The sequence below is a fragment of the Lachnospiraceae bacterium GAM79 genome (assembly GCA_020735665.1).
Taxonomy (GTDB): Bacteria; Bacillota; Clostridia; order Lachnospirales; family Lachnospiraceae; genus Coprococcus.
Window position 1 is genome coordinate 1,445,719 of the sequence record CP085928.1, and the last position, 12,670, is coordinate 1,458,388.

Consider the following 12,670-nt stretch of genomic DNA (forward strand, 5'->3'; position numbering starts at 1 on the left):
TCACCTAATCTGCAAGCTTTGCAAGAAGTGCATTAATGAAGCTCTTTGCTTCTACATCGCAGTATGTCTTTGCAAGCTCTACTGCTTCATTGATCGCTACCTTTACAGGAATATCTTCATCAAACTTGATCTCATATACAGCCAGTCTTAAGATAGCAAGCTCGGCTTTTCCGATTCTTCCAAGCTTCCATCCCTGTGAGATACCACTGATGGTTTCATCGATCTCAGTAATATGGGAAACAACTGCCTCTACACGATCTATGATATATGCTTTTTCTTCCTCTGTCATGGCAACAGCATCCATCTTGTTATCGTCTTCATCATAAAGGCTGGCATGCTCCAATTCGAGCTCTGCTTCTTCTCTGATCTCTGAAACATCATTGAATTCCAGACTGAATAAAATTTTAAATACGGTTTCTCTTATCTCTCGTCTTGTCATATGTTCCTCTCTAGTTTGCGTCTGCCATGCGAACGCCGGCTACACGTATATTTACCTTGGTTACATTAAGACCTGTCATTGTCTCAATTGCCTGCTTTACTTTATCCTGAACCTGTGTTGTCACAGTCGGAATGCTATACTCATATAATACGTCAATCGCAAGATCTACTTTCACTTCACCCGGCAACAATTCTACCTTCACTCCCTTTGCCGGATTCTTCTTGCCCAAACGGCTTGCGAGTTCATTTGATAATGAGCCGGCAAGTCTTGATACGCCATCTACCTCAGTTGCAGCCAGACCTGCGATGATCGCGATTACTTCGCCCGCGATCTGTACATGTCCAATGGAATTTTCTTCTTCTATATTTTCATACGTGCTTGTATTCTCTTCACTCATTCTGTATACCTCCAGACTTCCTGTATTTGTACATATTGATTCAATATTATACCGCAATTATGAAAAACATTCAACACCCGGAATTGACGGGGAAAATTCAGAATTAGCTGCTGGTTTTGTGAATGATATGCAGCTATGGGCTGTCGGCTGGTACTTGTATCCTATAACAACACACTTCTCTTCCTATGAACTGCACATGTCTTATCCGCACATACTTCTGTGCAAACTCGCCTGCGGCTCAAACATGCACCCGTATGTGCTGACAATGTGCACTTCATAACGGAAGCTTCACTAATGTTGTTATAGGATACAAGTACCAGCCAGACAGATCATACCTGCATATCCATTCACTTTGTACAATAGCTAATTCCGAATTTATTCATATTCTTTGAACTATCTTATGACTTTATACTAATTTATAGTTTCCAACATAGTATCTGCATTGTTGGTGATGTTTATTTATATTTTGGCATAATATAATTAAAATGTATATCCGTTGCGATATCTTCATTTCTGACGATAATACATATTTTTACATAATAAAATACATCTTGTAACAGACACTCTTGCTGTTTAGTTGTACAAAACAGGCAGGATGTTATGCACCCTGCCTGAAAAGCTTTATAATAATATCAATATTTCACTTTTAAATAAATCATCTGTTCATTTAATCTTCATAGTCACTGTCATAAGTTAAATTGAATATTACATTTGCAACATTTCCACTTTCTTTTGATAACTTATAATAGTAAGTATGACCCGCATACATATATGCAGTAATTGACGCACTGGAACTTGAATCAAACCAGTCATATCTATCATTCGAACTATCCGGATCTGAGTATTCATATACATCTATACTCTTATCCAGTCCGCTTACACTTGGCACATAGAATTCATAATATCCGCTTGTTGTAGGTGTAAATTTAAGAATCGCAGGACTGACCGGAGATACTGTAATGCTCTGATTTGAACCCGTATTGACTGTGCTTATATTACTGGAAATAACAACATTTGCTGTTACCATAGTACTATTTCCTGCAACTGTTACATATGCTGTAGCCGTATAGTCATATATGGAGTTCTTCGTCTTGCTTGTTAATACATAATTTCCATTTTTCAGGTAAAGTGTATTTCCGAATCCACAGCTCTTACCGGTAGCATCATACCAGGTTTCGAATGAAGAATCTGATACAATTGAATTATTGGAATAAATCATAACCTTGTAAAGCGGAAGCTGGATATCATAACCTGACTGGGTAGCCTGAAGCGACTGGGAGTACAGATACTTCAATGTTCCTCTGTAAGAAGCTTCAATATCATATGTACCCTGCTCTAATGTAATAGAATATGCACCTTCACTATTTGCCGATGTGCCGATATCTGAACTATAACGGCTTGCTTTATTCTGATTTGTAAATGAAATATCTGCATATGGAACTGGATTTCCATTCATATCCTTTACAATACCTGCGATTGTAACGCCCTGCTTTACATGAGCTACAACCTGTGTAGAAGTCTGAAGAGCCGGATTATTTTTATCTGTTACAACAACAGTAAATACATAATCACCGGCCATTGGAAGGGTTCCATGTAATTCTCCGTCACTGTCAATCACACAATTATAGTTTGTGCCGGTTAACGCATAAGAATAACTGCCGCTTCCACCTGCAGCGGTTACATACCGACTGAAATCAACGCCCTGTGCAGAGCCATACACCAGATAAGACGGTGTTGCGGCAGCATAAAGACCGCTGTCATTATATACCAGCCATGTAACGGTCTCTGTCATACGATTACCTAATTCATCATCTGTTACGATCGTAACATTATAAACACCTGCCTGAACCGGTGAACCATAGAACTGAACATAAGAATAACTGTTTGAATAGACAACCTTATATCCTACACCGGCCGGTAAACCGGAAACTGTTGCAGTTGCAAATCCATAACCACCCAGAGCATATCTGTATCCACCTGAACTGGAATCCATCTTGGTACCTACAGCCACCTTGTAGATACTTTCATCTGTATACTGGAATGCGCCCTTTGTATAATAAACTTCCTTCTCCGTACCATACTTTGGAATTGCAACCTTTACATAATGATCCTCGTACAGACCTGTCTCATCATTCAGTGTTAAAATGTAATTTACACCATCTGAAGATGATATGCTGTCGATCACACACTGTTTTCTGTATACACCTGTTGCATACTCCTTTGTATATAATACGAAATCATTTACATTAAGTGATTTTGCAGGAGAAATAGATACCTGAACAGAATGATCGTTCAAAGCAGTAAGTCCTGTAATAACTGCAGGTACTTCCTGTTTCTTCTTTACTGTTACTTTACAGACTTTTTTCTTACCGGAACCATCCTTTGCAAGTGCTGTGATCTTTACTGTACCTGCTTTGATTCCCTTTACTACACCGTTTGCTGATACAGTAGCAATTTTCTTGTTTGATGTCTTCCATACAACTGACTTGCTGCTGGCTTTTTTAGGAGCAACTGTTGCCTTCAGCTTTAAGGTCTTGCCTACTGTCAGGCTTGCCTTTGTCTTACTTAACTTGATGCTTGTTACCGGCGTTCCTACCGTCACCTTGATCTTAACTGTTTTTTTCTTGTTTGCCTTAGAAATAACAGTTATCACTGCTTTTCCGTTTTTCTTAGCTGTGATCTTACCCTTTGCATTTACAGTTGCAACTTTCTTGTTACTGGTCTTATAGGTAACTGCTTTTGATACCTTTTTACCAGAAACGCTTACTTTCGTTTTCAGAGTAAATGACTTACCCTTTTTGAGTGTCAGCTGTTTTGCCGGCAGGTTTGTAACTGCTACAGATTTTACTTTACCGGTCGCCGCACTTACTTCCGCATCCGGAATTGTAAGCATGGAAACAGCTACCGCTACTGCAATTACAACTGCCAGAATACGTTTTAATACTGACATTTTTACTTGTTTTCTCATAAAAAATAGCCTCCCTTTATTGAATTCTTCTCCCAATTTCATCCGCTGAGAATGCAATATCACTCATATCATATGATAAACGTGATCATCAATTCTTCTATGTATGAATATGTACCCTCATTTACTGCTCCTTTTGTATACGAATAAAACTCGAAGAGCATATTCATTATATATCACATTGTTAATTCGTGCAAGAAATTTGCATACATCATGTGTATGTTGTATGTTGAGAATTCAGAATCAGCCGTTAGTTTTGTGAGGGATATGCAGCTATGGGCTGCCGGCTGGTGTTTGTATCCTATAACAACGCGTTTCTCTTCCTGTGAAGTGCACATGTCTTATCCGCACATACTCCTGTGCAAACTCGCCTGCGGCTCAGACATGCACCCGTATGTGCTGACAATGTGCACTTCATAACGGAAGCTTCGCTAATGTTGTTATAGGATACAAACACCAGCCAGACAGATCATACCTGCATATCCATTCACTTTTGTACAATAGCTAATTCTGAATATTAAGCTTATATTTTTATATAATAAAAACGAATACCCATTATAATGTGGCATGAGCATTAAGTCATTATAACAGGTATCCGTCTTATAATTGTAATCTTTTACGATTATCATTTTTTTTATTTCGCCACCACATGCGCGGTCACTGTCGCAGACCGTGTAGTATCCGTAACTGATATCTGAAGAGTTGCCTGATAGGTTACTCCATTTTTCTCTGCGCTACCGGTTAATGTATAATTGCCAACCGCCAGATAGAGGTATCTGCCTTTGCCCTGTACAACTCCATTCTCATCCTGCCACTCTCCCATTTCGCTAAGATCTGCAAAATCCGTATTATCCGATACGACAGTCTGCTGATATACAGGAAGAGCAAACGTAACTTCATTCGTAGCTGCAGCACTTACATAGTAATCACTTGCATAGACTCCTGCTCCGCCTCTTTCATCCTCAATCGAAATATCATAATATCCTTCCGGTACATAGCTGTACATTGCCATTCCATCGCTAATCTCCCCGACCTCTCGTGCATAGCTGATATCACTGTATGAATTATCCTTCCACTGGGATTCAAGTCTGCACAAATAAGTATCTATACCGGTATATTTGATCTTATTCCCATCCAGATCGGTAGCTGTAATCTGGAGCAGGACTCCCGGTTTTATAATAAAGGTCACTGTGCAGTATGTGAAAACATTGACATTCAGACTGTCAGTGATCTTTACCTTCATGGTATATTCACCAGCTTGATCTGTATCAATCGAACAATACTGTACTCCGGTTTTTGACATCACCAAATCCAGACAATCTGCTTTTGACACAACTTCATATTTGTAATTGCCACTTCCACCAATAGGACTTATCTGTGCTCCATACTTTACTGTATAAGTTCTATTTGGTTTGTTTGGAGTTGGAAAACTCAGGCATCCATATTTTGTAACATCCTGTGCTATGACTGCCCTTTCATCATATACTTTCCATACCTTGATATAATGAATCTTATTTCCCAATTCATCTACGACATCAACCTTTGTCTCCCAGATTCCTGTCTCTTTCAAGGTACCATAAAACTGCAGATAACCGGATTGGTCTGCGTCATCTACCACCTTATACGAAAGACCGGTTGGAAGATTGCTTACTGTATATACTGCATAGCCCTGTACATCCGGATCATAAACTCCTGAAGTATCTGAGGAACTGGTCCCTACCACTGTTCCTTTCTTACGTCGTACTTCCGATCTTATTGTTATCTCTGTCGGCTTTGTCCGATATGTCAGTTCTTTTGTACTGTTTAATGTCGGAACAGAAACCTGAACAATATCTCCATTATAAAAAATATCCTGTTTGTCCAGATAAAGCTTATATGTAATGTTATCTGTTGTTTCCAGATGATCGATCACACATTTTCTTACAAAGCTTCCGTATCCATATACCTTACTGGATACCGCGAAATCCGATGTCTGTAATACTTTTGCTTTATTTAATGTCACCTGAAGCACTGCTTTATTCACAATACTCACGTTCTGGATCACAACCGGTACTTCCGGAACAACCGGAGTCACCGCCGCTTTCTTCACAGTGATCCTACAGGCTGCTTTCTTACCGGAACCATCCTTTGCTGTCGCTGTGATCGTAACGGTTCCCGCTTTCTTTGCCTTTACGACACCTTTGCTTGTAACGGTTGCAACCTTGGTATTTGAACTTTTCCAAATGATTCCTTTATTGCTTGGTTTCTTTGGTGAAAGGGTTGTCTTTAAGGTCAGTGATTTACCAACATTTAAGTTTGCCTTTGTCTTATTTAACTTCACCTTGGTAACCGGGGTACCGACCGTAACCGTGATCGTACATTTTTTCTTCTTATCTGCTTTGGAAATAACATAGATCCTGGCGGTTCCTTTTTTCTTCGCTGTGATCTTCCCCTTGGTATTTACAGTCACGATCTTTTTATTGCTTGTTTTAAATGTGACTTTCTTTGATATCTTACCGGTCGTTGTTACCTTCGTCTTTAATGTAAAAGTTTTGCCCTTTTTCAATGTAAGCTGCTTTGCCGGCAGATTCGTAACCGCTACGGTTTTGATCTTACCACTGGCTGCATAGCTCTCTGTCTGTGGGACAGTAAGAATGGATACTGCAACTGCTATTGCTATCACCCATGCCAGAAATCTTCTCACAGACAAAATATTTCGTCTTTCTTTCATCTATACTCTCCTTCTGTTGATTCCCTTATCTGTTCTCATCCGAATCTTATTCCTTGACATATGCATATGCGGTCGTATTGCTTCCATTCACCGTCACATCCAGATAAAAATTATAAATTACACCACTTATACTCTTTCGACAGGTTAAATGATGAGTTCCATTTTCCAGATAAACGGTTTTGGTCGATCCATAATAACTTCCATCCGAAACATCCTGCCAATTGCCAAAACCGGTTATATTTTTCACTGCATCCGGCACATCCGGGTCCAGCTCTATAGTAACCTTATATACCGGGAGTGTGACATCAAATGACCAGACCGGATGCACATCATCTGTTCCATATGCCGCTTTCTGAGTCTTCAGATTATAAACAGTAGTACCTACTGTTCCACTATAACTGGATACCGCAACATCATAAGTACCAGCTTCCAGATCATCCATTAAAATGACTCCATCCTTACTAACACCATTCCATCTGCCGCTTACCTCATCCGTATACTCGGCATATTCATTTTGGTTCTTCATAGTGAATTGAAAACTGGTCAGTGGATCGCCATTTGCATCTTTTACTTTACCCTGTAAATAACCGCCTTCTATAATTTTTAGTGTAAGAGTTCCTGTGCTTGTCATAGAAGTGTCTGTCTTATCTGTTGCACGGATACGAAGCTTGTAGGTTCCGGTTGACAGTTTTGGGGATGATACCTGTATCCCAGCTCCACCGTTGATAAGTGAAGAAACTGCTAATGCAGCGCTGTCACTGCCTTCTTGTAGAAGCTCATATGTGTAATCACTTGTAGAAGTTCCGTTTCCGCCATATACCGCAAGCTGTGGAAGCGTAGTTCCCCACGCAGTTGTCAGAACCTTTTCTGCATCCTTTACAAGCAATTCCGTTCCATCATAAACCAGCCAGATGATAGTCATACTGAATTTGTTACCAAGTTCATCTTCATAGACTAATTTGCTTGTATATTTTCCTTTCTTTGTCACATTACCGTTAAATTTAAGTGTACATGTGGCAGCAGCTGTCTTGATCTGATATCTAACCCCTGCCGGCAGTCCGCTGACAGAGCAATTGGAATAGCCCTTTCCAAGTACCCGGCTCTCATCGACGGAAGCTCCGAGTTTGTATACATATGTTTCTGATTTTTCTATCGTATAAGTTTTCTCCCGATAGATACATTCTCTTGACAGATTTAATTTTGGAACTACTACTTTTATATAGGAGTTTTTCTGTAACACCGAATCTCCTGTAAGCTTAATCTTATAAGTAAGCGAATCCGTTGTTGTTATCTGTCCGATCGTATACTGTTTCAGATAGTCTGCACTTTCATATTTCTTTGCCCATACCTGAAAGTCCGAAGCCGTGAGTGCTGCCTGCTTTGTTAATGTAATGGTTAACATATCCGGCTGTGCTATATTCAGGCTCTTAACGATCAGTGGTTCTTCCGGTGTCGGGATTGGTATGATCGAAGCTGCTTTCTTCACTGTAATCTTACAGGTGGCTTTCTTACCGGAGCCGTCCTTTGCTGTTGCTGTGATCTTAACCGTTCCGGCTTTCTTTGCCTTTACAACACCTTTGCTCGTAATGGTTGCTATCTTGGTGTTTGAACTTTTCCAAATGATTCCCTTATTGCTTGGTTTCTTCGGTGAAAGGGTTGTCTTTAATGTCAATGATTTACCAACATTTAAATTCGCCTTTGTCTTATTCAGTTTCACCTTTGTAACAGGCGTTCCGACTGTTACCTTGATCTTACACGTCTTTTTCTTATCTGCTTTAGAGTAAATGGTGATCGTAGCGGTTCCTTTTTTCTTCGCCGTGATCTTACCCTTTGCATTAACAGTAGCAACTTTCTTGTTACTGGTCTTATAGGTAACTGCTTTTGATACCTTTTTACCGGAAACGCTTACTTTCGTTTTCAGAGTAAATGACTTACCCTTTTTGAGTGTAAGCTGTTTTGCCGGCAGGTTTGTGACTGCCACCGTTTTTACTTTGCCACCGGCTGCATACGATTCCTGTACCGGCACTGTCAGGATCGAGACAGCTACCGCAAATGCCAGAACCAAGGCAAAAAACCTTTTTATCATTGTTGTTCTTCCGTTTTTCATTCATACCTCCCTGTAAAAAAACTTGTTTTTTATGTAATTCTACGTCTTTTTCTGCTATATAGACATATAGCTTAATTATATCTGACGCCCTACATAAAAACAAGGTAACACATTCTATTTATACAAAATATCCAGTTGTTTTTGTGCAGTTTTTCCATTGTGCCTGTTGGTGGATAATACAAATCAAATCCCCTCTATAAATGATTTGTTGCGGTTCCGATTCGCTGCACATGCCCTATTCGTAAATACTCCTGTGCCAACTCGCCTACGGCTCAAACAGGCACCCGTATTTACTGGCAATGTGCACCTCATATCGAAATCCTCACAAGGATCATTCTATAGAGGGAATTTGTATTTGAATTATTTCTCCAACAGGCACTATAATCTTTTATATCTTCAGACAGGCACTATAACAAGAACCGGATACCCCTTGTAACATGACATCTGCGAGCATTTCGACAGGAGAAGTAAATTGCCAGTAAATACGGGTGCCTGTTTGAGCCGAAGGCGAGTTGCACAGGAGTATTTACGAATAGGGCATTTACTTCGAATCGAAAGCACAGCAAGTCATTTACAATGGGGTATCCGGTTCTTATTATAGTGTCGTCAGATGCGCTTTGATGCGAAAGCGCAGCAAGTCATTTATAGAGGGCATCATATTTATGTCATAAACCCAGCAGGTGTATTCCTACTTATCCTCGGCTATGGTAATCACCAACTGGGATACGTCATAGCCGGTTTTTCTGGTTACGATGTCTTCTACCTGTGCCCGTTCGGTATCGGACAGGTTTGCAACAGGAAGTGTAACATCGACGGTATCATCATTTACGGTTACGATGCAGTCAGTGTAGCCTTTGGCTGTCAGGACGGTTTCTGCATCTGTTTCTTTCTCGATCGTATCGGTAAGTTTTACATAGCTGTTTACTGCTTCATCTTTTGCTGCACTGTCCATCGTTTCATCGTTGATGATCGCAAGCAATGCTTCTTTGCTTCTTGCGCGGCTCTGCTCCCGGTTCAGTTTTGCAGTCGCAAGATTACTTTTCATAGTCTGAGCACTTGTAAGAACAGCTTCTCCGATATCCTCCTCATCACTGTTCAGTTCTACATTTTCTTCAAGAGCTGCCTGTTCCAGATATGTAGTATCGGTATTCTCCGATGCAGCTTCTCCCACTTCTGTATTGTCAGAAATGCCCATCGTTTCTTTGTCTGCCTGATCTGTAAGTCCATCTTCCGTAACATCCGCTTTATCGCTGTCATAGCTGATAACTTCGGCATCCGCATTTGTCTCCTTTGCCTTTTGGCGCAACAGGTCGTCTCTTTTCCCTGCATTGAAATTCAGATAACCTGCAACTCCGATCATAACCGACAGGGCAAGTATCACCAGACGGTTTTTCTTAAAGATCTTTTTCTTCATCCATATCCTCCATGCTTTATTCTTGTTCTAATACAACTATCTTATGCGCCGGAACATCAAATAATGCCTGAACCGCTTCGGTTATTTTTATCGCAATCGTCGGATCGGAAGCCCCCGTACAACTGACCAGAACTCCCTCAATCTCCGGTTCCAGTGTTTTGCTTACATAGGGATATTCGCCGCTGTCTGCATTTGTCATAACAGAAGTCTCACTCCTGCTCTTCTGACTGCTGCCATCTGACTCACTATCGGACTTCGTCACATCCTTCTCTATGATCTTCTCGCCTCCATCTTTTAATGTGATCATGACACTTACCGTTCCGACGCCTTTCACCTGAGACAGTATCCCTCGCAGCTTCTCCTCCTGAAATGCTATATAATCTTCATAGCCGCTGTTTGCCGATGATTCTTCTCCTGAAATTCCCTGTCCATTGTCTGAGGCATATTCTCCGTTCTGTTGTTTTCCGGTCACTCCACCGGACGTTTTGTCCTGTTTCGTTCCGGTTAAAGCATCAAGTCCGGAAAATCCGTTTTTCTTATCAGACGGCCAGAGAATGACCAGCAGACAAATACCTGCAAGCAAAATTCCCATGCACTTTCGAAGTGCCGCATTTTTATCTTTTTTCAGTTCCTGCAGCTTTTGTTTGATGTTATTCCATATTCCTTCCATGCTCTCTCACTCCATTATATGTAACATGTCCGCTTTTAGTACATGTTATTTTGTCTGATATCCATTTATAAATACTTTGATCCTGTCCTCACTGATCTTATACTCTTTTGCGATCTCCTGACGGAGTTTTGCTGCATCCACGATTGTATCTGCCGCAATTCCTGATACGCTCTCTTTTTCTGTTGTGTCTGCTGCACGATCGAATGATTCCTCTTTCTCTGCTGTTTTTTCACTTACAACATTGTCTTCAACGTCATTCTTTGTATCTAATTCTCCGACCGTAACATCAACCGCTGTGATCGTGTAATTCTCATCAAAGGTGATCGCCACCTTACTGTCCAGTTGGAATGTATCGCGCAAATGATCTTTGATCATCGTCTCCATGACATCTGTATAATATGTAACATCACCGTTTCCCGGTGCGCCTGCAACTGATTCATAGTAATAATCAAAGCTTAGAATATCATTTAAGCCACCCGCACTTAATACAGGTGTCAGGACAATGATCGCCAGTACAAAACCAACCGCCGTCTGCATGTATTTTCTGTATTTCTCATCGGGCAAAAGGAAAAACACCAGAGAAGAAAACAATATAAAAAGCACGATATTTTTTATCCAGGCTAACAACATCCAGCACTCCTTTCCACCAATTTCTGAAAAACGGTTATGCATGTACCCGGATGGACAACCAACTTTTCACCTCGCAAGCAACGTCATGAGTGTGAGGGAGATGATAAATAAAAAGGAAGCACACCAGATGCCACGCAGCATCAGTCCGATGGTCTGTGCCATAATGTTAATGCCGTCGGAAAACCGTTTATCTCCCAAAGGCTGCACAAATGCAGATACGATACGAAGAGTCAGATAGATCACTGCGATCTTGGTAACCGGCAGAAGCACCGCCAGCAATACGACGACTGCACCCGCAATCCCGATCGCATTTTTTAAAACCATCCCCGAACCGAGCAGGATATCCGAAACATTCTTAACTGTATTTCCACCCGGCAGCATACCGAAAGCTTTTAAGACGGCATTTCTCTCCAGCTTATCCACTGATGGAACCATCACTCCCTTTATCACATTCATTCCGGTTACGACTGCAAACATGGTTTTCAGGATCCATCCTGCAATATTCCTTAATAACGTAACCGTCCTTGAAAAATGATCCTCGGCATTTAACTTATTCACAAGTCCGACCACGCCACTGCATTTGGTAAGCGGAAATACAATCTGAACGATCACCTTCTCGCACAGAAAAATGATCAGCACCGTGATCTGATAGGTAAATTCCGCCGTGCCTGCACCATTTGTATAGGAGACAGCCAACGTATAAGCAGGTATAAAGGTGATCATCAGATCCGTAAGATCCGAGACTGCCGACACCGCTATATCGGAAACGACCGCAAACATTCCGAGCAGGATGGATACCACCATCAGATAGGTGACGAAGAAGCCGTTTCCACCTACCATCTTTCCAAACTTTCCGGACAGGTTCGTGAACACCGAACCAAGAATGACAACGGCAAGAAGCTGAAGGAGCAGGCGGTTATTGCTTTTTATCTCCCCTGTAAGTGTCTGCTGTATTGTTCCCAGACTGTAGTCAAGAAGCCCCTGAAGGTCTCCGTTTCGGATATAGGATACGACCTCCCGAAAAGAGAGTCCTGCCTGTTCTTCTGTCAACATGTCCATTTCGTCAAAAGCGTTTTCATCAAGTCCCAGATCCGTCTCATCAACATCCGATATATCTGTATCCACATCTGCCATTTTCATATCCGATCTTCGATATCCAGCAAACTCTCCCGGTTCGGTATTTATAAGTTCTGGGACAAACCCGGGTGGTCTTCCATTACCCGATTCCTGCATAGCAAACGTTTTCTGCTTCTTCCCGGCAAATAACACCACTGCGATTAAGATCAGTCCTGCCACAATGCCTGCTATAATCATTTTCGCTTTTTGTCCTCTCATAGT

9 protein-coding genes are annotated in these 12,670 nt (G+C 41.2%); all 9 read right to left on the bottom strand.

The genetic code is table 11. The features are described from left to right. Positions 1-4: 4 nt before the first annotated feature. The 9 genes from nusB to LK416_06510 all read right to left on the bottom strand — a co-directional run bounded on the left by nusB (position 5) and on the right by LK416_06510 (position 12,667). The gene (gene nusB / locus LK416_06470) at positions 5-439 is read right to left on the bottom strand and encodes a transcription antitermination factor NusB (GenBank protein ID UEA75817.1); all 435 of its coding nucleotides are present in this window, start codon (positions 437-439) and stop codon (positions 5-7) included. Between the two features lie 10 nt (positions 440-449). After that, positions 450-836 carry an Asp23/Gls24 family envelope stress response protein gene (locus LK416_06475; protein ID UEA75818.1) on the bottom strand — a complete coding sequence of 129 codons (387 nt, stop codon included), beginning with the start codon at positions 834-836 and terminating at the stop codon, positions 450-452. 667 nt (positions 837-1,503) lie between these two features. After that, on the bottom strand, positions 1,504-3,804 hold the full coding sequence (locus LK416_06480; GenBank protein UEA75819.1) for an Ig-like domain-containing protein: 2,301 nt from the start codon (positions 3,802-3,804) through the stop codon (positions 1,504-1,506). A gap of 631 nt (positions 3,805-4,435) precedes the next feature. Further along, positions 4,436-6,511, bottom strand: coding sequence for an Ig-like domain-containing protein (locus LK416_06485; GenBank protein ID UEA75820.1), 2,076 nt, complete (start codon positions 6,509-6,511; stop codon positions 4,436-4,438). A 46-nt stretch (positions 6,512-6,557) separates the two neighbouring features. Continuing rightward, a complete protein-coding gene (locus LK416_06490) occupies positions 6,558-8,618 on the bottom strand; it encodes an Ig-like domain-containing protein (GenBank protein ID UEA75821.1) in 2,061 nt (686 codons plus the stop codon). Positions 8,619-9,306: 688 nt separating this feature from the next. Then, positions 9,307-10,032, bottom strand: coding sequence for a SpoIIIAH-like family protein (locus LK416_06495; protein ID UEA75822.1), 726 nt, complete (start codon positions 10,030-10,032; stop codon positions 9,307-9,309). A 16-nt stretch (positions 10,033-10,048) separates the two neighbouring features. Next, on the bottom strand, positions 10,049-10,702 hold the full coding sequence (locus LK416_06500; protein ID UEA75823.1) for a hypothetical protein: 654 nt from the start codon (positions 10,700-10,702) through the stop codon (positions 10,049-10,051). Positions 10,703-10,747: 45 nt separating this feature from the next. Beyond that, complete coding sequence (locus LK416_06505) at positions 10,748-11,332, bottom strand: stage III sporulation protein AF (GenBank protein UEA75824.1); 585 nt, start codon at positions 11,330-11,332, stop codon at positions 10,748-10,750. 66 nt (positions 11,333-11,398) lie between these two features. Continuing rightward, positions 11,399-12,667: a stage III sporulation protein AE gene (locus LK416_06510; GenBank protein ID UEA75825.1), complete on the bottom strand. Its 1,269-nt coding sequence runs from the start codon at positions 12,665-12,667 to the stop codon at positions 11,399-11,401. Positions 12,668-12,670 lie beyond the last annotated feature (3 nt).

Excerpts from the sequence above, each read along its gene's own strand:
- LK416_06505 (UEA75824.1), bottom strand. The coding sequence starts at position 11,332 with ATGTTGTTAGCCTGGATAAAAAATATCGTGCTTTTTATATTGTTTTCT.
- LK416_06490 (UEA75821.1), bottom strand. The coding sequence starts at position 8,618 with ATGAAAAACGGAAGAACAACAATGATAAAAAGGTTTTTTGCCTTGGTT.
- LK416_06495 (UEA75822.1), bottom strand. The coding sequence starts at position 10,032 with ATGAAGAAAAAGATCTTTAAGAAAAACCGTCTGGTGATACTTGCCCTG.
- nusB (UEA75817.1), bottom strand. The coding sequence starts at position 439 with ATGACAAGACGAGAGATAAGAGAAACCGTATTTAAAATTTTATTCAGT.
- LK416_06480 (UEA75819.1), bottom strand. The coding sequence starts at position 3,804 with ATGAGAAAACAAGTAAAAATGTCAGTATTAAAACGTATTCTGGCAGTT.
- LK416_06510 (UEA75825.1), bottom strand. The coding sequence starts at position 12,667 with ATGAGAGGACAAAAAGCGAAAATGATTATAGCAGGCATTGTGGCAGGA.
- LK416_06485 (UEA75820.1), bottom strand. The coding sequence starts at position 6,511 with ATGAAAGAAAGACGAAATATTTTGTCTGTGAGAAGATTTCTGGCATGG.
- LK416_06475 (UEA75818.1), bottom strand. The coding sequence starts at position 836 with ATGAGTGAAGAGAATACAAGCACGTATGAAAATATAGAAGAAGAAAAT.
- LK416_06500 (UEA75823.1), bottom strand. The coding sequence starts at position 10,702 with ATGGAAGGAATATGGAATAACATCAAACAAAAGCTGCAGGAACTGAAA.